Annotated in this window: 19 protein-coding genes; 4 read left to right on the top strand and 15 right to left on the bottom strand. The window is 68.8% G+C overall.

Translation table 11 applies throughout. The features are described 5' to 3' along the window. Positions 1–80: 80 nt before the first annotated feature. From OG555_RS27165 to OG555_RS27150, 4 genes are all read right to left on the bottom strand, one after another. Complete coding sequence (locus OG555_RS27165) at positions 81–2039, bottom strand: vWA domain-containing protein (protein ID WP_329475380.1); 1959 nt, start codon at positions 2037–2039, stop codon at positions 81–83. Between the two features lie 120 nt (positions 2040–2159). Beyond that, entirely contained in the window at positions 2160–3557 is a 1398-nt protein-coding gene (locus OG555_RS27160) for an ATP-binding protein (RefSeq protein ID WP_329475379.1), read from the bottom strand. A 44-nt stretch (positions 3558–3601) separates the two neighbouring features. Next, on the bottom strand, positions 3602–4879 hold the full coding sequence (locus OG555_RS27155; protein WP_329475378.1) for a serine hydrolase domain-containing protein: 1278 nt from the start codon (positions 4877–4879) through the stop codon (positions 3602–3604). A 10-nt stretch (positions 4880–4889) separates the two neighbouring features. Beyond that, positions 4890–5606 carry a Clp protease N-terminal domain-containing protein gene (locus OG555_RS27150; protein WP_329475377.1) on the bottom strand — a complete coding sequence of 239 codons (717 nt, stop codon included), beginning with the start codon at positions 5604–5606 and terminating at the stop codon, positions 4890–4892. Positions 5607–5832: 226 nt separating this feature from the next. Here OG555_RS27150 and mug point away from each other — a divergent pair, with 226 nt between their 5' ends. Beyond that, positions 5833–6333 carry a G/U mismatch-specific DNA glycosylase gene (gene mug / locus OG555_RS27145; protein WP_329475376.1) on the top strand — a complete coding sequence of 167 codons (501 nt, stop codon included), beginning with the start codon at positions 5833–5835 and terminating at the stop codon, positions 6331–6333. Positions 6334–6367: 34 nt separating this feature from the next. Beyond that, complete coding sequence (locus OG555_RS27140) at positions 6368–9700, top strand: HEAT repeat domain-containing protein (RefSeq protein WP_329475375.1); 3333 nt, start codon at positions 6368–6370, stop codon at positions 9698–9700. Here OG555_RS27140 and ligD read toward each other — a convergent pair. From ligD to OG555_RS27095, 9 genes are all read right to left on the bottom strand, one after another. Beyond that, entirely contained in the window at positions 9697–10680 is a 984-nt protein-coding gene (gene ligD / locus OG555_RS27135; protein WP_329475374.1) for a non-homologous end-joining DNA ligase, read from the bottom strand. The two genes, OG555_RS27140 and ligD, sit on opposite strands and share 4 nt — an antisense overlap. Continuing rightward, positions 10661–11869: a hypothetical protein gene (locus tag OG555_RS27130; protein WP_329475373.1), complete on the bottom strand. Its 1209-nt coding sequence runs from the start codon at positions 11867–11869 to the stop codon at positions 10661–10663. The genes ligD and OG555_RS27130 overlap by 20 nt, the downstream gene beginning before the upstream one ends. 256 nt (positions 11870–12125) lie before the next feature. Further along, positions 12126–12974, bottom strand: coding sequence for an acetylxylan esterase (locus OG555_RS27125; RefSeq protein ID WP_329475372.1), 849 nt, complete (start codon positions 12972–12974; stop codon positions 12126–12128). A 4-nt stretch (positions 12975–12978) separates the two neighbouring features. Continuing rightward, positions 12979–14016, bottom strand: coding sequence for an acetylxylan esterase (locus tag OG555_RS27120; protein ID WP_329475371.1), 1038 nt, complete (start codon positions 14014–14016; stop codon positions 12979–12981). A gap of 279 nt (positions 14017–14295) precedes the next feature. Beyond that, positions 14296–15417, bottom strand: coding sequence for a tRNA dihydrouridine synthase DusB (gene dusB / locus OG555_RS27115; RefSeq protein WP_329475370.1), 1122 nt, complete (start codon positions 15415–15417; stop codon positions 14296–14298). Between the two features lie 2 nt (positions 15418–15419). Next, complete coding sequence (locus tag OG555_RS27110; protein WP_329475369.1) at positions 15420–16097, bottom strand: hypothetical protein; 678 nt, start codon at positions 16095–16097, stop codon at positions 15420–15422. A gap of 2 nt (positions 16098–16099) precedes the next feature. Further along, positions 16100–17485 (bottom strand): glycine--tRNA ligase, encoded by a 1386-nt coding sequence (locus OG555_RS27105; RefSeq protein ID WP_329475368.1) that lies wholly within the window; start codon positions 17483–17485, stop codon positions 16100–16102. Between the two features lie 91 nt (positions 17486–17576). Then, positions 17577–17867 carry an antibiotic biosynthesis monooxygenase family protein gene (locus OG555_RS27100; RefSeq protein WP_329475367.1) on the bottom strand — a complete coding sequence of 97 codons (291 nt, stop codon included), beginning with the start codon at positions 17865–17867 and terminating at the stop codon, positions 17577–17579. 638 nt (positions 17868–18505) lie between these two features. Further along, complete coding sequence (locus tag OG555_RS27095) at positions 18506–19003, bottom strand: hypothetical protein (protein WP_329475366.1); 498 nt, start codon at positions 19001–19003, stop codon at positions 18506–18508. Between the two features lie 76 nt (positions 19004–19079). Between OG555_RS27095 and OG555_RS27090 the strand changes: the two genes are divergently transcribed. Then, positions 19080–19388, top strand: a complete 309-nt coding sequence (locus OG555_RS27090; RefSeq protein ID WP_329475365.1) for a DUF6703 family protein — start codon at positions 19080–19082, stop codon at positions 19386–19388. A gap of 2 nt (positions 19389–19390) precedes the next feature. Here OG555_RS27090 and OG555_RS27085 read toward each other — a convergent pair whose 3' ends face one another. Continuing rightward, positions 19391–19933 carry a TetR/AcrR family transcriptional regulator gene (locus OG555_RS27085; RefSeq protein ID WP_329475364.1) on the bottom strand — a complete coding sequence of 181 codons (543 nt, stop codon included), beginning with the start codon at positions 19931–19933 and terminating at the stop codon, positions 19391–19393. A gap of 97 nt (positions 19934–20030) precedes the next feature. On the opposite strand from OG555_RS27085, the gene OG555_RS27080 reads away from it, so the two are divergent. Next, on the top strand, positions 20031–21260 hold the full coding sequence (locus tag OG555_RS27080) for an FAD-dependent monooxygenase (RefSeq protein ID WP_329475363.1): 1230 nt from the start codon (positions 20031–20033) through the stop codon (positions 21258–21260). On the opposite strand, the gene eboE is transcribed toward OG555_RS27080, so the two are convergent. Further along, positions 21257–22408, bottom strand: a complete 1152-nt coding sequence (gene eboE, locus OG555_RS27075; protein WP_329475362.1) for a metabolite traffic protein EboE — start codon at positions 22406–22408, stop codon at positions 21257–21259. The genes OG555_RS27080 and eboE overlap by 4 nt on opposite strands. Between the last annotated feature and the right edge of the window lie 13 nt (positions 22409–22421).

Below are 22421 nucleotides of genomic sequence, written 5' to 3'. Positions count from 1 at the left end.
GCGATTCGTCGACGAAACGCAGAAGCAGGGTGCTACCCGCATTTCCGACGGGTTACACCCTGCTTTCGGGACTGAGACAACTAGAGTTTGCGGCGGGTTCGGAGGTAGTCGCCGACGACGGCTGCGCCGAGGCCGTCCGCGTCGGGCGCGAGGACGCGGCCGCCGCTGCGGCGGGCGAGGAGGTCGACGAAGGCGTTCAGCCGCGGGTCGTCGCCGAGGCGGAACACGGTCAGCGAGGCGCCGAGTTTTGCCAGCCGGTCCACCTCGAAGACCGTCTTCCGCAGCGTCGCCGGCTCGGGCGGGTAGGAGAACTCGGCCGTCCCGTCCGGCTCGAGGTGCGCGGTCGGCTCGCCGTCGGTCACCATCAGCACGACCGGCTGCGCGTCCGGGTGCCGCCGCAGGTGACGTCCGGCCAGCAGCAGGGCGTGGTGTGCGTTGGTGCCCTGCTCCCAGGTGCCTTCCATCCCGATCAACTGCGGCAACTCGACGACTCCGGCGTACCGCCCGAAGGTGATCAGCTGGAGCGCGTCGTTGCGGTAGCGGGTCGAGATGAGCTGATGCAGCGCGAGCGCCGTCCGCTTCATCGGCAGCCAGCGACCCTCCTGGACCATCGACCAGGACGTGTCGACCAGCAGTGCGACCGCGGCCCGAGCCCGGTGTTCGGTCTCGGCGATCTCCACGTCCGCCACATCGAGCTTGACGGACCCGCTGCGCGAGGCGGTCCGCAGTACGGCGTTCCGCACGGTCCGCGGAACGTCCCACGGCTGAGTGTCGCCGAACTCCCACTGCCGCGTGGACCCACTCAACTCACCGGCCGCGCCCGCGTTGGCCGCGTCGCGTTCACCTGAGCCCCGAGCAGTCCGCAGTACGTCGGCCAACGCAGTCTGACCGAGTTGTCGCAGCGCCTTCGGCGACAATCGCAACGATCCGTCGGGCGCACGTTCGAGCAGCCCCTGATCGCGCAGCTGCCGCTCGAGCTCGCTCAGCCGGCGCGCATCGACCGTCGCCTCTTCGCCGAGCTGCTGGGTGAGCGCATCGAGGTCGATGTCCTCCAGCCGCGCGCCCGGATAAGACTGCGAGAGTTGCTCGGCCAGCGCATCCAGCTCGGCAAGATCCGACATCGCCCGTGCGCCGTCGGCGAGACCGAGTGGATCGTCTCCACTCATCCGCTCCGAACCGGACCAGTCCTCGCCCGGCCGGAGCGACTGCAGCTGAGCATCCAGCTGCGCGAGCTGCTGAGCCAGCTGCGGACTGCCGAACGCCTGCTGCGACAGCTCCATCAGCTCGGCCCGCTGCTCGGGTGTCATCGAGTTCATCATCCGCTGGGCCGCGGCCGCCCGCTGCGCGAGTACGTCGATCAGTTCGTCGACGTTCTGTGGATTCTCCGGGAAGAACTCGCCGTGCTTGGCCATGAACTCGTCGAACAGCTGCGGCACCTCCGGTCGCCCCTGCGCATGCGCCGCGAGCAACGCGTTGAGGTCGGTGAGCATCTCGTTGATTCGCTCGACGTCCTCGGGCGTGGTCTGCTGCAACGCCTCCTTCATGCCCTCGAACCGCGACCCGAGCAGCTCGCGGCCGAGCAGCTCACGGATCTGCTCGTACTTCTCCCGCGCCTCCGACGACTCCCACTGATAGCTCGCCAGCTCCCGCACGGCGGCCGCCGTACCGGATGGGAGTGCGTCGAGCTCGGCCTCCTTGAACCGGGCGTCGTCGGACGGGTTCGGGAACAGTTCGTGCCGCTCGGCCTCGAGTGCTTCGTCGAGCAGGCGCTGGACGTCCCGCAGAGTTCCGTCGAGGTTGTGCCGCCGCTGGATCTCGCGGCGGCGCTCCCACAACCTGCGGGTGAGGTCGTCCAGGCCCTGGGTGTTCCGGGTGCCGCGCCGGAGCAACTCCTCCAGCGCGGACCGGGGCGACGATCCGTTCATCACGTCGCGGCCGATCTCGTCCAGCGCGTCGCGCAGATCCGCGGGCGCCTTGAGTGGATCCGGCCCGTCGTGCCACGGCCCGTACGACCAGCCTTCCGGAATGGACGCGGTCATGGGGCGTCCCGGCCTGGACTGAGGAGCGCAGGGAGCGCAGCGACCGGAGCGACGAGGGAAGGCCGGGACTCAAAGCCCCATGACCCCCGCGCCGCAGGCGCGGCATTCAACACTTTCATGTCAGATCCCGTAGATCGTCGTGTCGTCGTCGGCGTCTTTGGCGACGCGTTTGGACAGGTACAGCGCCTCCAGGGCGAGCTCGACCGCGGCAGCGATCCGGCCCGGCGACTCGTCCGGCTCGACGCCGGCGCGGGCGGCGACGTCGTGCAGCACCGGTAGCTCCGGCAACGCGGCCAGCACATCCCGGCCGGGCACCCGCTCACCCGTGGTCACAAGGTTGCCGTCGGCAATCGCATGGGCCAGCGGGCTCAGGTCGAGACCGGCGAACCGCTCCCGCGCGGTGTCCGCGACGGACCGGCGCAGCAGGTACTCGAGCAGTTCGATCTCGCGCCCTTCCTCACCGGGCTCGAACTCGAGCTTGCCGCGCAGTACGGCGGGCACGGCCTCGAGATCCACCGGCCGGGCGACGGCCGGCTCCTCACCGGTGATCGCGCTCCGGCGCAACGCGGCGGCAGCGATCGTCTCGGCCGCGGCGACCGCGAACCGCGCGGACACCCCGGACCGCTGGTCGATCGCGGTCGACTCCCGCAGGTGCCGGACGAACCGGGCCAGCACCTCCAGCAGCGGCTCGCCGACCTCGGCGGTGAACTCGGCCTCCTGCCGGATCACGTCCACCTCGGCGTCGATGTCGAGCGGGTAGTGGGTCCGGACCTCGGCGCCGAACCGGTCCTTCAGCGGCGTGATGATCCGGCCGCGGTTGGTGTAGTCCTCCGGGTTGGCCGTTGCCACCAGCAACACGTCGAGCGGCAGCCGGAGCGTGTACCCGCGGACCTGGATGTCGCGCTCCTCCATCACGTTCAGCAGCGCGACCTGGATCCGCTCGGCCAGGTCCGGCAGCTCGTTGATCGCGACGATGCCGCGGTGCGCCCGCGGGACCAGTCCGAAGTGGATGGTCTCCGGGTCACCGAGACTGCGGCCCTCGGCAACCTTCACCGGGTCCACGTCACCGATCAGGTCGCCGACCGACGTGTCCGGGGTCGCGAGCTTCTCGGCGTACCGCAGGCTGCGGTGCAGCCACGCGACCGGAAGATCGTCGCCGAGCTCGGCGGCGCGGCGGCGCGAGGCGGGCGTGATCGGGTCGAGCGGGTGCTCGGGCAGTTCGGCGCCCTCGATCACCGGGGTCCACTCGTCCAGCAGCCCGACCAGGGTCCGCAGCAGCCGGGTCTTGCCCTGGCCGCGCTCACCCAGCAGTACGACGTCGTGCCCCGCGAGCAGGGCGCGTTCGAGTTGGGGAATCACCGTGCGGGTGAATCCGACGATGCCGGGCCAGGGATCACGCCCGGCCCGGAGCTCTGTCAGCAGGTTGTCACGAATCTCGGCCTTGATCGACCGGGGGAGATATCCGGCGGCCCGGAGGTCACCGGCCTTACGAGGAAGTTCAGCAGGTGCACTAGTCACATGTGAGACGTTAGCTCGCCAACCCCAGCAACGCCCGCGGTATTTCAGACCTTGGGCGTGACCCGGCCGGAGCTGAAGAGGTGAGTCGGGGTGAAGGTCAGCGGCACCCATGGGTGGTTGGGCGAGGCCCTGACGACGAAATGATCGCCGTCGGCGGGCTCGGTCGGGAGCAGGTCGTACTCGGTCGCGGCCTCCTCGGCGAACGCCAGCCGGTCGCCGGTGGCGTGCTCGACGAGGACGAGGCGGTCGTCCCGGCGTACGACGTCCAGCCGCACGCTGGTCCGTTCGTACCGGCCGACGTGGCGATCGTCGGTCGGAACGTCGACAGGCTGCGGCGGTGCCGGGTGCGCGATGCCGGCGTACTCCGTGAACACCTCGGACGCCAACGGCTCGAACAGCGCCGGACCGTTGCCGGAGTTGGTCAGCAGGCAGACCACCAGCCGCGCGGCGGGATCGATGCGGAGGAACGCCGTCTGGGAGATCGTCGAACCGTCGTGACCGAACAGCGGCCGACCGCCCCAGTCGTAGATGCGCCAGGCCAGGCCGAGGTTCGTGAAGCCGCCGACGCCGCCGGCGAACGGCACCTGCGGCTCTCGCATGGCCGCGTACCGGTCGTCGGTCAGATGCATCAGGGCGAACTGAAGAACGTCACCGGCACTCGCCGTGATCAGCCCCGCCGCTCCGATGCTGCGGGGCAACTGCCACGTCTTCACCGGCGCTCCGTCGCTCGCGACGTGACCGCGCGCGGCACGATGCAGGATCGCCTCCTCCGGCAGTGTGACCGTCTGCGTCAGGCCGAGCGGCTCGAGCAGCCGGGCCTTCAGCGACTCGTCCCAGGTCCGGCCGTCGAGAACCTCGATGATCCGGCCGAGCACCACGTAGCCCGCGTTGCAGTAGGAGTACGCCGTACCCGGCTCGAACAGCAGGTCCACATCACCGAGGAGCGCGACGTACCGCTCGACGCAGTCATCGCCGCGGCCGGTGTCGGTGAACACGTCGCCGTCGATGCCGCTGGTGTGGGTGAGCAGGTGCCGAACCGTGATCCGCGGATCAATCGGTGCCTCAGGCAACAACTTGACCACGGCTTCGTCCAGGTCCAGCCGATCCTCGGCGGCGAGCTGGACGATCATCGTCGCGGTCCACGTCTTGGTGACCGAACCGATCTGGAACAGCGAGTCGGCGGTGGTCTCGACCCCGGTCGCCGTGTTCAGGACGCCGTACGGCGTGACCGTCGTCTCCCCGTCGTGCCAGATCCCGAGCACCGCTCCGGGGACCTCGGCCGCTTCTGCCAACTCATTCAACCGCGCAGACCAGTCAGGCATGCAGCCAAACCTACTTCGCCGCCTCCTCGAGCAGTGCACGGAGGGCGGTCCAGGCTGCTGTCTCGTCGAGACCCTGCTCGAGCAGGATCTTCGTCGCGAGGCCTGCCGAGTCCCGGTAGAACGCCAGCAACAGGTGCTCCGTGCCGACGTAGTTGTGGCCGAGGGTGACAGCCTCCCCGACGGCACCTTGCAGGACATGCGCGGTACGGCGGGTGTACGGCGGATTCTCGGAATCCAGGGTCTTCGGCGGATCGGTCGGCGTACCGACCGGGCTGAGGACGTCGACGGCTTCGCGGACCCGGTCCTCGGTGATGTCGTGCTGCAGCAGGACCTTCGTGGCCAGCGCTTCGGGCTGGGTGAAGAACGCGAGCAGCAGGTGCTCGGTGCCGATGAAGTCGTGGTTGCGTTCGCGGGCGACGTCGGCCGCGGCCTGCACGACGGCCTTGGTCCGCGGGGTGTAGCGCTCGAACGCGGGCTTGGTCGTCCACGAGTCGGCGAATCGCTTGTGCGCGGCTTGCTTGCTCACCCCGAGCACTGCGCTGATCTCGACCCACGACTTGCCGGCGCCGCGGGCGCGGTCGACGAAGAAGCCGAGCGCGGCGTCGCCGGTGCTGGTCAGTTCGCTGATCGTCGTCGCCGCGGCAGCTAGCTGCCGCAACTCGTCGTCGCTGCCGGCGTCCGCCTTGATCGTGGTGATGAGCTGCTGCAAATCAGGTCCAGGAGTCATGCCGTCAACCCTAGGTTGACAGCAGATATCTCGTCAACCTTGGGTTGACGATCTCAGCAGCTGTGCCGGACGTCGTCGGTCAACGACCACCCGGTCCGCCCGTCTGGCAGCCATGCGTACCGAAGGACGGGTGGAAGTCGCCGATCGGCGGGTCCTACGGCCTCAGGCAGGCGTGACGCCGGTCGGCGATCACCACTACTACCCGTCCTTCGGTACGGTGTGCCGCGTGCAACCTCTGCCAGATGTGATCAGTGACGGGTTGCGGGTGCTGTTCTGCGGGATCAATCCGGGGCTGATGTCGGCGGAGACCGGTCATCACTTTGCTCGGCCGGGGAACCGGTTCTGGCCGGCGTTGCACCTGAGTGGGTTCACGCCGCGGCAGTTGCGACCGGCCGAGCAGGGTGAGCTGCTGGCCTACCGGCTCGGGATCACCAACGTGGTCGATCGGCCGTCCGCGCGCGCCGACGAACTGACTCGCGCGGAGTACGTGGCCGGCGGAGAGAACCTGCTGAAGAAGGTGCTCCACTTCCAGCCGGAGTGGCTTGCTGTCGTCGGCGTCACGGCGTACCGGGACGCTTTCGGCGAGCGGACCGCGCAGATCGGTCGGCAGGAGCGCCTGATCGGCTCCACCCGGGTCTGGATCCTCCCGAACCCGAGTGGTCTCAACGCCCACTACACGTTGCCGAAACTGGCCGCCGCGTTCGCCGAACTCGAGCAGGTCAGTTGAGCGCCTGACACCAGCGGTTCGGCAGGATGGGCTCATGCGAGCCACGGATCTGCTGCGGTCGATCGACCACCTCCCGCACGGCCAACGCCTCCGGAGCGTCGCACTTGAAGGCCGACGCCTGCGCGGGACGGCCGAGTTGCGCGAGCTGCTCGGCGAGCTCAGCCGCGGTACGCCGTTCGAGCGAACCCTCGGCCTGGTTGTCGCCCAGGTGGCGGGCGAGGTCGACTACGTGACGCACTTGCTGCGCGATCCCATGCCGTCGGTCCAGCAGCGCGCGCTCGCAGCGGTCCGCGCCGGCGTCGCGGTCTCGGACGACGACCTCCGGATCCTGTACGACGACGCACCCGCGGAACTGCGGACGAAGCTCATGCAGGTCATCCGGAAGAACGGCCGGACGTTTCTGGCTGCTCGCCTGATCGATGAGCATCGCGAACGCTGGGGCGACCGCGCCGCCGCGAGCCTGCTCAACTCTACCGACGATCAGACCGTCGAGCGTCTGCTCCCGGAGCTTGCCTACTGCCTGGGCAGCGGCGAGTGGCGGCGCCTGGGCGCCAAGCATCCGAAGGTGGTCCTCGCCTACGCGACTACGACGCTGCCCACCGGCCCGGACAAGGACGAGTGGTGGCAGGGTCCGGCGTACGGCGTCGTCGGCGTACTCGACCGTGACCCGTCGCAGGCGGCCGCCCTGCTCACGACGGCGCTGCCACCCGATCAGTTGCCGATGGCAATCGTCTCGGTTCTCGGCCGGCTGATCGACGCCGACCCGGGCGGGGTACTGGCGATCCTGCTCGCACCCGATCGGGCGCCGGTACTGGGGACTGCACTGACAACCGCGGTTCGGCGTCGGCTGCACCGCTACTCCGACGACGACCTGATCGGGCTCGGCCGGCTCCTCTGGCCTGACCTGACCCAGTTGCTCGAAGACCTCCCACCGTCACGACGGGCGACGGTGTTCACCGCCGTCACCAGCAGCGTCGATCTGGGCCAAACCGTTCTCTCTACGGAACTTCTCGCCGTACTCCCCCGCGCGCTCCGGTTTGCCCAGGCCCGCCGCATGCTCACGCTCGCGCCGATCGCGGAGGACCACCACGAGCGGTGGCGGATCACCGCCTTCCTCCCGTACGACGAGGCGTTCGCGCTGCTCGAGCCGGAGATCGGCCGGCCGGACGCCGAGGATCGCGCGCAGGTCTACCGGGCGGTCGTCGACGCGGCCGGTCACTCCCGGGAGGCCGCGGCAGTCGAGAGCGCACTGTCGTGGGCGACGCGCGTACGGAACGATCGCGACATCGTCCGGCAGGGGGTCTTGCGGGGTGTCGAGGAACTGCCGCCGTCGATGCTGACCAACCGGTTGGTTGCTTCGCTCCAGACGCTGCTGACCGACGCGCTCGAGGCCCGCGACACGGCGTGGTACACCCGCTCGGCGCTCGGCACGATCGCGGAGACCGCCGTACGGCAAGGGGCGTTGCGGCGTGACCCGTCGTTGCTCGAGTGGGGTTTGCAGGCGCATGCCCGGATCACCGAGAACCAGGGCACGATCCAGCTGTACGGCGTGATCGACGGGCTGCCTCGCGGTCAGGAGGCCGCGGTGTACGACGTACTGCGGAAGTACGTGGACGATGCGGTGGCGCGGCGGGAATTCCGGCTGCCGTTGGGGGTCGCCCGGGCTTTCGGCAAGCGTGGCTGGTCGAACGAGCACTTGCAGGCCGCGCTCGAGCAGGGCGTGTGGTCGAACCAGGAGTACACCGTTGCGGAGGCAGCGGAGCTGTGGCTCTGGCCGACCGCGACCAGGGGCGAGCGGACCGAGCGGATCATCAAGCGCGACGTCGGCATGGCCCGGTGGGATCCGGTGTGGCGGGCGGTCACCGAACTGCGGACCGACCTCCTGGACGCCGTACTCGCGAAACCCGACCGGATCCGGCGGTTCGATCGGAACCACCCGGCGTGGCAGGTGTCCGACTGTGCGCTGAGCCGCTGGCTCCCCCGCCAGCAGGCCCGGTACGCCGAACTTGTGGCGCGTGCTGCGCGGGACGAGCGGATGCCGGACTGGGCGCGGGCGAACGCGGTGTCGATGCTCGGGCACGTACCCGGGACCGGACGCGCTGCCCTCGAACCGTTCTTGCGGCACGAGTCCGTGCTGCTGCAGGAGGCGGCACTGGGTGCGTTGGCCTGGACCGATGCGCCGCAGGAGGCGCTGCCGGTCCTGCTGTCTCATGCGGGTGACGATCGGGCTCGGGTCGCGATCTATGCGGCGACTCGGGCGGCGCGGTTCGTGCGGCCGAGTCTGTTGCCCGGACTGCTGCATCCTGTGCTGGTTGGTGCGGATGCGAAGGTGACGTCGCGCAAGGAGGCCGCGCGGCTGCTCGGGCAACTCCGTGCTCCCGGGGCGAGCGCCGTACTGGCTGATGCTTGGGCGTCGACGCATCGTGATGTGAAGGCGGCGATCGCCAGTGCGGCCTCGCAATATCTCCTGCACGAGCCGGCGAGTTGGGCGCTTTTGCAGCAGGCTGTGCATGACAGCGCGGCGACGGCGACGGTGCTGACCCAGCGTGCGGCGTATGGCATGGCCTTGAAGTACCGGTCGCGCTACGCGGACCTTCTGGTCGCGATCACCAACCGGCCCGAGCCGGAGGTAGTCCGGGTCGCTCTGCGCGCACTGCCGCGGTGGGCCCGCTGGAATCCTTCGGTGGCGCCGGTGTGTGCCGGTGTCATGACCGATCTGACCGCGCGGACGACCTGGAACGACGCGACCATTTCTTTGGTTGCCATCGTCGCCAGCGATCCGCGACTCGGCCTCGACGACCTGCTGGCCGCCGTGCGGTTGCTGGTCAGGCTGGAAAGCGACCCCAACCTGCCGAACGCAACCCCCGACCGCGACCACCCCGCGCGGCAACGTCTAACTACTCTCACCAAGCGCCTGACCGAAGCCTTCAAGCCGAAGCCGGCCGACGCACGCCAAACCCTCAAGCCCGTAGCCGCCGAGCTCGACGACCCAGGCATCCTCCATCTCCGCCTAGAACTCATCGTTCACTCCATCGCCTGGCCCAACCTCGCCGCCGAACTCCCCACCCTCATTACCGCAGTAGCCCACCGCCCACTACTCGCCCACCACACCGCATCCCTCCTCGGCGCCCGCCTGAGCTGGACCCACCCCCAATGGACCCCGTCCCTCCTCGAACAACCAGCCCACAACCTGGTGCAAGGCGATTCCCTGATGGAGGGCTTACTCGCCTGGACCCTGATCGGAGAAGCAGGCAGCCGCACAAACTGGTCGCCCGCCTGGCGCGACCTCCTAGTTGCCTTACGCAACCACTCTCGACCGGACGTCCGTCAGCTCGCCCTCGACCTGACGACATCCCCCGAGGCCTAGCTCTTCTCCTCCGTCGCCTTCTCCTCGGCTTCGCGGGCGCGTTTGCGGCGTTTGCCTTCGTGCATGGCTATGACGCGGGCGATCGGGATCGCGCGGCCTTCTTCGAGGAGGTCTTCGGGGAGGGACTGGGGTGCGGGGAGTTGAGCGGCCCAGCGGTCAGCGTCGCCTAGTTGCGCGACCGCGGTACGGACGGTGAAGTCGCGCGGGGTGACCCGGTCGAGGTCGTCCCAGCCGACCGGGAACGACACCGGCGTACCGGGTCGGACGCGTGGGCTGTAAGCGGCGACGACAGTGGCCCCGCCGGAGCGGGTCGAGTCGACGAAGACCTTCCCGTGCCGGTCCTCCTTGATGTACGCCGTGGTCGCGACAGACGGATCGAGCTTCTCGGCACGGGCGGCGATCGCCCTGGTGGCAGCCGCGGCGTCCTCGATCGACACCGAATCGTCGATCGGCACGAAGACGTGCACGCCCTTGGCGCCACTTGTCTTGACCGCACCGGACAGCCCGGCGTCGGTCAGCGCCTGCCGGACCAGGAACGCGGCCTGCACCGCCATGGCGAACGTCTCCCCCTCGGGCGGGTCGAGGTCGAGCACCAGATGCGTGACGCGGTCCCAGCGGTCGGCGCGCACGAGCGTCGGGTGGTACTCGACCGCGCGCTGGTTCGCGAACCACAGCAATGTCCGCCGGTCGTCGCACAACGCGTACGACACCTCGCGCTTGGACGCCTCCGCCCACACCGGCACTGTCTTCACCCAGTCGGGCGTGTACTTCGGCACGTTCTTTTGCATGAACGCCGGCTGCCCCGGCCGGATCCGGATCACCGACAGCGGCCGCTCCCGCAACTCCACCAGGATCCGCCCGTGCACCGCGTCGAGGTAGTCGACCAGATCCCGCTTGGTCGCCTCCGCCCCGTCGAACAGCGGCTGATCCAGGTTGGTCAGGTCGACCCCGTCACGCGTCTCATCCGGCTTGCTCGCCATTACACGAGCTTAGAAGGCTGACCAGGGCATCGAGAACCACCGCGTCCTCTCCGGGTTCGAGCGTCTGCGGGTTGAGGGCGATCGCGTCGTCGGGCAGGCGGAAAGTACCGACCGCGATCCGCGGGTCGCGGTCCCACAACGCGGCCACCAGCCCGTCCCGTGTCCACCCGCAGGTTGTCGACAATCGGACGATGGCGCGGCTGTGGGGTTGGCCGGCCTCACTCGGGTAGCCGCGCTCGACCACCACTCCAGGCAGTCCTTGCAGGCCGGCGATCCAGCGGTCGACCATCCGCTCGTAGCCCGCGAGCATCGCGTCCTCGTCCTGCTCGAGCGTCCACTCGACGGCGGCGAGGAGGGCGAGCAGTTCCTCCTTGCCGACCTTCATCCCCCGCCCGATCTCCTGGTACGGCGACGCATGGGCGCGGCATCTGTCGACAATCCACCGCTTACCCAGCACCAGCCCACTGGCCTGTGGTCCGCGCAGCCCCTTCCCCCCGCTGAAGATCACCGCATCCGCACCAACCTCCGTCGTGAACCGCCACAACGAAGAAACCGGCGGTATCTGCGCCGCGGCGTCAACGATCACCGGCACGGCCCGTGGACCGGGAAGTGCCGGGTCAGTCCCAGAGAACCCTGGACGTTCCGGAGCGGTCAGGTCCGGGAGACCTCGAGGCTCCAGGGCGGTCGTGTCGGGCAGTGATCCGGCGACTTCTCGGGCGACGCGGACCACGTCTTCGATCGGTAGGGCACCGCCCGCGAGGTGCTCTCCCGCGAACCACAGGACGCAGACCGGGCGTCGTACCAGCGCCTCCCGCAGCTCGGCGACCGACGGGCCGATCTCCACGATGCGGGCGCCGGTCAGGCGGCCCGAGTAGTCGTAACCGTTGCGTTGACCGGCGAACATCACCACCTCGGCGTCGGCCGGGAACGTCTGCGCGGGATCACCGACGCACGACGCGACCGTGAGGGTGATCGCGGCCGCGGCACCGGACGTCACACACGCCGCCTCGTTGCGGGTGAGCTCGGCCAGGCGTTCGCCGACCCGGTCGTGGAGTTCGGGCAGGTCGACGAAGTGTGCGGCCGCGTCCGCCATCGCCTTCAGCGCCGGCGGCGGCATCAGGGAGCCACCAAGCACGGTCAACGTGGCGGACGCGTTGATCACCGACCGCACCCCGAACGGGTTCGTCATGCCGACCACCTCCGAAGTGCGCTGGTCATCCGCCCCGGACTCCTCCAGGTCGGGTCGATCACCCGACCCGCGCACCTCCGCGCCGGGGCGATCATCCGACCCGGACTCCTCCGGGTCGAGGCGGTCATCCGGCCCGGACTCCTCCGGGTCGAGGCGGTCATCCGGCCCGGACTCCTCCGGGTCGAGGCGGTCATCCGGCTCGGGCTGTTCTGGGTTGGGGTGGTCATCCGGCTCGGGCTGCTCTGGGTTGGGGTGGTCATGTGGTGATGAACTTCGAGAGGGGCTGGACGCCGGAGAGTTGGGCCAGCCAGGCGTCCAGGTAGTCGTTGTCGGTGCCGTCGAGGTGGGTCAGTTTGTAGACCTCAGCAGGTGGCAGTGCCTCGATGAGCGAGGCGCACCAGTCGGGGTCGTCGACGGCGAGCATCGTGCGGGCGGTGACGGCGGGCGCGTGCCGGGCAGGGTCGAAGTAGGCAAACGTATTGTCGACAATCTGCGCCGACGACCCCGCCCGCAGGTGATCGTTGATCTCCTCGAGTGGGTAGTAACTGGACTTCAGCCGAGCCTCCATCGCCCGGTAGAACAGCAACTCCGCCACCCGGACCGCGCTGAACCCGGGCCGCCGCGCAGCCGTCAGCACCGCCAGATCGTCGCCACTCACGGCCACCCGCGCGGGATCCACCTCCGACAGACTCATCAGGAACTCGGCCGCCCGCAGACAGTCCGCTGCGATCCCGCGATAGATGTACGACGCCGGGTCGTCGATGCCCATCGTCAACAATCCCGGGTACGCCGCCGAGAACCCTTCGTCGGCCAGCCGCTGACCACGGTGCATCAGACCGAGAACGACGTACCGGCTGCGATCGTTCGGATGGGGGACGTGGTTGACGCTCCCGTAGCGGGGCGTCTGGAGCAGCGCGGGGAACGGCCCTTCGCCGGCCGGGATGCTGAGATGACCGAAGACGCGGTAGGGCCCAATGCTGGTGAGGCGCACGGTGTAGCTGGTCGCCTCATCGGTGGTCCGGGCCGGCACGAGATCGAGCACCGGCCGGGAGGGTATCGCGGCCAGTTCCTCGTCGACCGCGGCCCAGTAGTTGTCGAAGTTCATCGGTTCACCGTCCCGGACTGAGGTGTTCGGCAAGGAAGTCCTCCACGATCCGCATCACGCCGGGCAGCCCAGCGTGGTGGGCGCAATGCGGGTAGGTATGAAAGGTGGTCTCACAGGTCAGCACACGATGCAGGGCGAACCCGGTCTCCGGCGGGCAGACGTCGTCCTCGAGCCCGAGATAGAGCAGCGTCGGCGCCTGCACCTTCGGCGCGAAGTTGAGCCCGTCGTAGTACGCGACCGTCTCGCGCACGCGGTCGACGTCCTTCGGGTGCACCCGCAGGTACTCGTTGATCTCCTCGTACGGATACGACCGGGCGAGCGTCGGAGCCGTCATGATCCCGCACAGGTACGGCGCTCCCGCGGCAACGCACCGGATCACGTCGGGCATCAGCGCGGCGGTGCTGATCCCGAGCCCACCGCCCTGGCTCGACCCCTGCAGTCCGATCCGCAGATTGTCGACTTCCGGACGATCGAGTAGAACCTCGACGGCGCGCACCACGTCGAGATAGAACCCGCGGTACCCGTAGGTGTTGGGATCGACGATGTTGTGCGTCAGCAGCCCCGGGTAGCCCGGGTTGAACACAGAGTTCGACCGCAACTTCCCGCGAGGGGCCACCGCGAGAGCGGCGTACCCGAGCTCGGACCACTCCTTCGGGATGGTCGGCTCGGAGATGTAGCCGGGGATCGTGACCAGAGCCGGGTACGGCGCCGGCCCGCCGCGCGGGACCGTGTACCAGCCGGCGATCCGCAGACCTCCGTAGCTCGTGTAGCGCAGATCGTAGACAATCACCTGGTCCGTGGAGAGTGCGGGCATCTCGGTCAGCACCGGGTCCAACGGGTACGACGCGCAGTCGGCCAGGCCGGCCGCCCAGAAGTCGTCGAAGTCGTCCGGCAGCTCGACCTCGACGGTCGCGTTCTCGGGGTCTCTCAAGAGCGTTCCTCTCGATGGGGTGGGGTCGTGCTGGTGGTCCCGCGCCGTCGCGAGCAGGTGCTCGGTGCGGTGCATCGGCGTACTGGTGCGAAGGCCTCGATGTGGTTCCATCGTGGCCTTGCACCGGCCGCGGAAACACAGGTGATGTGCTGAGCGGGCGGCCAACACCAGTGGGCTGGGACATCCTTCGGTGGCCGGGGACATGAAATAACCCATCCCACCCCACCACGTCCTGTCCGAGGCCCCCACTTCCACCCCCCCCAGTCGGACCAGCTACACCCGGCCGCCACACACAGCCCGTGAGAGCGATGTGCGGCGTCGCCGGAGGCGGCTACCGGAACAGCCGCCGCTGGAGGCGGGAGCATTTGTTGACCGCCGGAGGTGGTGTCCTCAGCCGCCGGAGATGCCGAGTTCTGCGTCGGCTAGGTCGGCGGTTAGGCCGTCGGTGTCGTCGAGCCAGCCTTGCGGGAGGACGATGTGGTCGCGGGGGCTGCCCTGGCGGCCGCGGGGAGCGCCGAGTTCGGCGACGGGGAAGGGGACGGTGGGGTCTAGTTGGGCCAGCAGATCGTCCAGTTGGGCAAGGGATTCGACCATGCCCAGGGCGGCGCGGAGCTCGCCGCCGGCGGGGAAGCCCTTCAGGTACCAGGGGACGTGTTTGCGGAAGTCGCGGAGGCCGCGCGGTTCGCCCATCAGATCCGCCAGCAGTTCACCATGCCGGCGCATGACGACTGTGACCTCGCCCAGCGTGGGGAGGTTGAGGGTCTCGCCACCGGCGAAGGCGGCGGCGAGGTCGCGGAAGATCCAGGGGCGGCCGAGGCAGCCGCGGCCGACGATGACGCCGGCGCAACCCGTCTCCGCGACCATCCGGAGCGCGTCGCCGGCTTCCCAGATGTCGCCGTTGCCAAGCACCGGGATGCTCACGTGCTCCACGAGCGCGGCGATCTTGGTCCAGTCGGCCTGACCCGAGTACGCCTGGGCCGCCGTACGGCCGTGCAGCCCGATCGCCGCGGCGCCCGAGTCCTCGGCGATGCGGCCGGCGTCGAGGTACGTCTGGTGGTCGAGGTCGATCCCGATCCGCGTCTTCATCGTCACGGGTACGCCGTACGGCGTGGCAGCGTGGACCGCCGAGCGCAGGATCGCGCCGAGCAGGTTGCGCTTCCACGGCAGTGCGGCACCACCGCCCTTGCGCGTCACCTTCGGGACCGGGCAGCCGAAGTTCAGGTCGATGTGTGCAACGCCGTACTCGTCACAAAGGATCTGCACCGCGCGGCCGATGTACATCGGGTCGACGCCGTACAACTGCACCGACCGGACCGTCTCACGTGAGTCGAACGTCAGCATGTCGAGCGACTTCTGGTCGCCCTCGACGATGCCGCGCGACGTGATCATCTCGCACACGTACAGCCCGGCGCCCTGCTCGGCGCACAGCCGCCGATACGCCGCGTTCGTGATGCCGGCCATCGGCGCCAGCACCACGGGGGTGTCGATCGTGAGGTTGCCCAGCTTCAGCATGACTAGGCCTTCGTCACCAGGACCTGGCCGTTGCCGGAGACCTGCGCCTTGTACGGCTGGACCGCGTTCCCGGTCGTGGTGACATCGCAGGCTAGCGGCGGACCGGCCGACTTCACCACAGCAACGTCCTCCATCGTGCAGGTGACCTTCGCCGCGCCGGAGACCGTGCGGAGGACCGCGTCGACCACCTTCGGCTTCACGATCGCAACCGACTCGGAGGTGAATTTGTACGAGGCGCTGTACTGCTGAGCGTCGATCGTCAGCGTCCCGCTGTACGACTTCCCGGCGTATGTGACCGTGCAGGTCAGCTCATGCTTCCCGGGCGTCTCGGCCTTCTCGATGCCCGGGCACTTCACCGTCGTGGTGGCGGCCTTGCCGGCCGTGATCTGCGCCTGCTTGGCGATCGCGAACCGGATCCGGTCGGCCAGCGGCGCGTCGTCCGCCGGCGCGCCGGTGACCTTCGGCGTCGGCCACGGCTTGGATGGCGTCGGCAGCGCGGTCAGCGACGGCGTCGACGCGGTCGGGATCCGCGCGCTCGAGCTTCCCGCGGGCGCCGACGGCCCGGGACTGTTGCCCGCCTCCGGCTTGGAGTCCGAGCACGCTGCCAGCAAGAACACCGCGACCGCGGACAGCCCGAAAACGGCCAGCCCGAAGCGCAACCGCTCCCGCGTGAACATCATCGTCAGCAACCCACCAGGTGCTGGGCGAGGTAGCCGGTGACCTCGGTCAGGGCGACGCGCTCCTGCTTCATCGAGTCGCGCTCCCGAATCGTCACCGCCTGGTCCTCGAGCGTGTCGAAGTCGACGGTGATGCAGTACGGCGTACCGATCTCGTCCTGCCGGCGGTACCGGCGGCCGATCGCGCCCGCGTCGTCGAAGTCCACGTTCCAGTTCTTCCGCAACTCGGTGGCCAGATCGCGCGCCTTCGGGGACAGGTCCGCGTTGCGCGACAACGGCAGTACGGCGGCCTTGACCGGCGCGAGCCGTGGGTCGAACCGCAGCACCGTCCGCTTGTCCACGCCACCCTTGGCGTTCGGCGCCTCGTCCTCGGTGTAGGCGTCGAGCAGGAACGCGAGCACGTTGCGGGTCAGGCCGGCCGCGGGCTCGATCACGTACGGCGTCCAGCGCTCGCCCTTCTCCTGGTCGAAGTACGACAGGTCGACCCCGGAGTGCTTGGAGTGGGTGGACAGGTCGAAGTCGGTCCGGTTCGCGATGCCCTCGAGCTCGTCGAACTCCTTGCCGCCGAAGTGGAACCTGTACTCGATGTCGACGGTGCGCTTCGAGTAGTGGCTCAGCTTCTCCTTCGGGTGCTCGTAGAACCGCATGTTGTCCGGGTTGAGACCGAGGCCGGTGTACCAGTCCCAGCGGGTCTTCAGCCAGTACTCGTGCCACTCCTCGTCCGAGCCCGGCGCGACGAAGAACTCCATCTCCATCTGCTCGAACTCGCGGGTGCGGAAGATGAAGTTGCCCGGGGTGATCTCGTTGCGGAAGCTCTTGCCGACCTGGGCGATGCCGAACGGCGGCTTCTTCCGGGCGGTGCCCATCACGTTCGCGAAGTTGATGAAGATGCCCTGCGCGGTCTCCGGGCGAAGGTAGTGCAGGCCCTCCTCGGACTCGACCGGGCCGAGGTAGGTCTTGAGCAGGCCGTTGAACATCCGCGGCTCGGTGAACGTGCCCTTGTTGCCGCAGTTCGGGCAGGCGATCTCGGCCAGCTTGACGTCGTCGACGTCCTTGTTCTTCCGCCGCGCGTAATCCTCACGCAGGTGGTCGTCGCGGAACCGCTTGTGGCACGACTGGCACTCGGTCAGCGGGTCGACGAACTCGGACAGGTGCCCGGACGCCTCCCAGACCTTGGTCGGCAGGATCACCGACGAGTCCAGGCCGACGATGTCGTCACGGCTGGTCACCATCGCCCGCCACCACTGGGTCCGGACGTTGTTCTTCAGCTCGACACCGAGCGGCCCGTAGTCCCAGGCCGACTTGGTTCCGCCGTAGATCTCGCCGCACGGGTACACAAAGCCTCTCCGCTTACTGAGGCTGACGACGGCATCGACGGTTTCCACGGGCACTTTGAGACTCCAGAACAGGCCAGTAATGAACACACTTGCACTTCGGAAGGGTCCAGGCTATCGGTCCGAGGCGGCCGTCGTCGCATCAGTGCTACGGAAGCAACTCGGCGAGGTCCTCATACGCGGTCGGCTCGTCGACAGCCTGGGAAAGGAGCGGTACGGCGGTCAGCTTCACCTCGTACGGCGACAACGCCCGGCGATAGCTGCCGACGTTCTCCCACTCCATGTTCAAGGCCAGCAACTCCGGGTCATCGACATTCCGCCCGACCTGCGCCGAGACGAACCCCTTCTGCTTGGCCAGCACGTCGATGGCAGCCCGCACTCGGACGGCGAACTCGGCCTGCGCGTCCTCCCCCACCCGGAACCTGATCACCACGAACACGCCCGCCACCCTAGTTCACCCGCTCCGGCCACCCGGTCCCCACCGCCCGCCCAGGCCGCCGCGCCCCACTCGCCTGCGAAGCACTCGGCGGCCGCGCCACCCCCAACGGCCGCGACGAGGCCAGCGGCCGTTGACCCGCCCACGCGTGGGCGATCGCTCGCTTCGCCTCCAACTCCGCCCGTCGCGCCGCTCCACTCCCGCCGTCCCCCGGCACCCGATCCCCGAACCGATCAAGCCCCGGTTGCCGATCCCCCAGACGCCGCCCCAACCGACCACAAACATGCGCATACACGCTGTTGGCCCCGTAACGCGCCCGCACCGCCAACAACTCGCGCCGCGGAAGTTCGCCCGGCGCCGCAGCTCCAATCTCACGGAAGACAAGGCGGAAGTCGGCAGACCTCTGGGGGCGGACTGTAGGTACGCCGTGACACAGTCGCGGAGATCGCCCTTGCCGGGCTCGTACCCGAGAGCGTGGTGGCCGTTGGAGTTGCCGCTCGCGAGGTCAACCATCTCGCGCACGATGCGCTGCCGCAGCATGGCTTCGGGACCGCCGGGGTTGCGGCTCGCGGCGGCGTCGATCCGGCGGTAGTCCAGGTCGAAGTCGCGGTTGCCCAGCAGCAGGTAGCCACTGGGCGGGCTCATGGGTTCTTGCCATCTTCGCGGCGGATCTCCTCCAGGATCTGCTGCGTGTCAGGACCCATGCGAGCTGCCCACTCGTCGAGGTCCATTGGGCGGCTGTCTGGGAGGGGTTGGGTGGCGTAGGTGCGGACTGTTGGGTCGTCGACTACGCCTGCGGGTGGCTCGTCGTCGCCTCGGAGGTGGCGGTACTGGGCGACGGACAGCACGACCGCCTCGGGCACGCCGGACTCGCCCCACACCACCGGCGCCCCGTCGCCGGCGCGCGCCGCGGCCACCACCGCGGCCAACTCGCCCGCCAGCCGGCCCGGCTCCAGCACCTCCGCACCCACGACGAACTTCGACTCACCGCCGAGGTCCTCGAATTCGTCGTACGTGAGCACGACGGCCTCCGGCACGCCCGCGCCGAAGCTGAAGGCGCGCGTCCGGCCGGCGCGGAAGCGGGTCAGGATCGCGGGGAGGTCGGCACGGACGCCGGCAACGGAAGGCAGATCGGTCATGCCCTTGAATGTATTGGTTCGCGCTGCGGGGCGTCCGGAGTTATCCACAGCTTCGGCGGCCTGGAACAATAGAGCAATGAGTTCCCAGGGCAGTCAGCCGGTGAGTCCGCTGCGGCAGCGGATCACCAAGTTCAGCTATCCCTATATCGCCCGGCTGCACAGCATGCCGAAGCTCACCCTGCCCGGCATCACCCTGGTCCTCGCGCTGGTCGGTGTCTTCGGCCCTGTCGCCCTTGCCGTCCCCGCGCTGATTCTGCTGGCACTGCTGTTGTCCTGGCTCGGATTCCTGTCGTGGCCGGTCGTCGGCACCGGCGCCCGCCTGCTCCGGATCTTCTCGATCCTGGTGATCCTGCTCTTCGCCGTTTCCCGCATCGCCAACGGCTGACGCTACGGACGGCCCAGGCTGTCGTACGCCGCGTCGACGGCAGCGGATCGCAGTTCGGCGACCGGGACGTGGTCGATCATCACCGCGCAGTCGGAGAGCCCGCCGATCGCGACCATGCAGCGGACCTGGTCGGCGAAGGCCGGGGCCGGGCCGATCAGGAGGTCGGCGAGCTGCCCGCGCCATTGGATGAAACGGTCGGCGAGTTTCAGCTCATGCAGGACCGCCAGGTCGCGGATCGCCAGCTGGATCAGCGTGCGATGACGGTACGCGAGGTCGAAGTACGAGCCCAGTAGCTCCCGTGCCTCGACGGGGGCGGCCGCCTGCTGCTCGGCGGCGTACGCCTCGAAGTCCTCGACCAGTGGCTGGACCAGGCTGTTCAGCAGGTCCTCCCGCGAGGCGAAGTGGTAGTAGAGCGCCGGCTTGGTGACACCGAGGCGGTCGGCGATGTCGCGCAGGCTCGTCTGCTGGACCCCCTGCTCGGAGAACAGCTCGATCGCGACCCGCTGGATCCGCGCCCGGGTGTCCCCGGTCCGTTGTCTCGGCATACCGCAAAGATTAACTGACTTTCCGTTAAGTAAGCCATTGACACGGCCGCAGTCGATCACTTACTTTCCGTTCAGTAAGCGAGTCAAGGGGGTTCCCGTGAAGATCCTGATCTCGGGTGCGAGCGTGGCCGGTCCGGTGCTCGCCTACTGGTTGCACCGCTACGGTTTCGAGCCGACCGTCGTCGAGCGCACCCCGGCGATGCGGCACGGTCTCGGTGGTCACGCCGTCGATCTGTTCGGCCCGGGCGCCGAAGTCGCCCGCCGGATGGGCTGCTGGGACGCGATCGAGGCGGCCCGGACCAGGATCGAGTCGATGACGATCGAGCGCTTCGGCAAGCGCCCGGTTCACGTCGACCTCAGCCGCCTGTACGCCGGCATCTCCGGAAGTCACGTGGAGATCCTCCGCGGCGAGCTCACCAAGATCCTGTCCGACGCCACCCGCGCCGGCACCGAATACGTCTTCGGCGACTCGATCGCGACCCTGCACGACGACGGCGCCGGCGTCGACGTCACCTTCGAGTCCGGCGACGAGCGCCGGTTCGACCTGGTGATCGGTGCCGACGGCATGCATTCGACCGTCCGCAGGCTCGCGTTCGGCCCGGAGGAGTCGATGCGCCGGCCACTCGGCGGCTACCTCGCGGTGTTCTCGATGCCCGACGTCCTCGACCTCGGCAACGGGATGGTCGCGCATTTCTCCGTCGACCGGATCGTCGCCGGGTACGGCGTTCACCAGACCGGCCAGACCCGCGCGGGCTTCCTGTTCCGGACTCCGCACGAACTGCACTACGACTACCGCGACAAGGACGAGCAGAAAGCCCTGCTGGCCAAGGAGTTCCGCGACTACGGCTGGAAGGCGCCACTGCTCCTCGAGCACCTACCCGCGGCCGAGGACTTCTACTTCGACTCCATCTCGCAGATCACGCTCGACACCTGGCAGCGCGGCCGGATCGGCCTGGTCGGCGACGCCGGCTTCTGCCCGGCACCGGCTGTCGGTGGCGGCACCAGCCTGGCGGTCGTCACGGCGTACATCCTGGCCGGCGAGCTCGCCGCGGCGCGCAGCGATCTCCCCTCCGGACTGCGGAACTACGAGAGGACGGTCCGGCGGATGGTCGACCTGAGCCGGGCGATCGGGCCGAAGGTGATGCGCACACTGATTCCCGGCAGCCCGACCGCGCTCAAGCTGATGCCGTTCGCGGCGGCCGCCGTACCGAAGCTGCCGACCTCGGTGCAACGGTTCATCTGGTCGCAGAACGCCGTGGGCAAGGCACTCAGCTCGGTGCCGCTTCCCGACTACTCCGACCTGACAAGAGTGCCGCGCGCGGCCTAGTCGATCGCCTGCAATCCCAGCCCTGTCAGGCGATCGCGAAGCCACCGCAGTTCTTTGGCGATCCGCTTGGCCAGCTGCTGCTTTGTCTTAGGAGGGCGCGGCCACGCGTAGACCTCGGACTCCAAGTGATGCGTGAGTGGATGGCCACCGCCGACCAATCTGGTCAGACAGTCCTCCAAGGCAAGAGTTGTCGCCGAGAGCGGAGGTGGCGGCGCGGTGTGGGCTGGGACGTGGGCATGCATGCGCCAGGCCGAGTGCCCAGACAGCTCGTACGCCTGCGCGACATCGTCCACCCCCGGCCCACCCCACTCACGGACCTGCCGCAGGTACTTCGGAGTTCCGAGCTGACCGAGCGCATAGCGACCGGCAGCGTCGGACGGGTCCACCAACGTCGGCGCCACCGCCAGTTGTCCCTTCACCACGTCAACGCCGGCCCGCCACAGTGTCTCGAACGCGTCCGCGGGCTCCTCGAACTGCACCGCCAGATGACAGGTGTCCAATCCCAGTCCGATCCGCGACGTACCGACGTTCGGACTGGAATATCGGCTCAGCCAGGCGGCGGCCTGGCCGATCATCTCGAGGACGCAGCCGGGTTCGGGTTCGACGGCGATCCGGATCCTCCGACCCGTCCGCGTCTCGGTCCGGGCGAGGTGCTGCTCGACACCGTCGAGCGCCTTCCGGGCCGCGGCGTCGCGCGCCTTCGACCACGGCACGCGCCACGCGAGCGGCAGCGTCGAAATCGATCCGTACGACGCGTCCGCCGGGAGCAACTCGGCCAGGACGTCGACCAGATCGAGGGTGTACCGGAGTCGCTCGGGCTCGGTCCAGTCCGGGCAGAACACCTTGGTGCCGACGACCTGGTCGGTGAAATGTGCGTGTGGGATGCCGTTCAGCGTGACGACTTCCAAGTGGTTCCGGGTGAGCGATCGACGCAACTTGTTCAGCGAGGACGGCGAGTTCGCCAGCCGATCGGCCACTGGACTCGCGAGCCACAGACCGATGCCGAGCACCGGCACATCCAGCTCCACGCGGACCCGCCGCGCGCAGCCGTCGAGATCGGCGATCACCCCGTCGAGATCGTCGGCCGGATGGACGGTCGCGCAGTACCCCACATGGACGGTCGACCCGTCCCGATGACGGAACCTCATCAGCACTCCTCAC

The organism is Kribbella sp. NBC_01484, from assembly GCF_036227145.1.
Classification (GTDB): Bacteria; Actinomycetota; Actinomycetes; order Propionibacteriales; family Kribbellaceae; genus Kribbella.
Note: the sequence above shows the minus strand (reverse complement) of the source record. Positions and strands in the feature narration are given on the sequence as shown.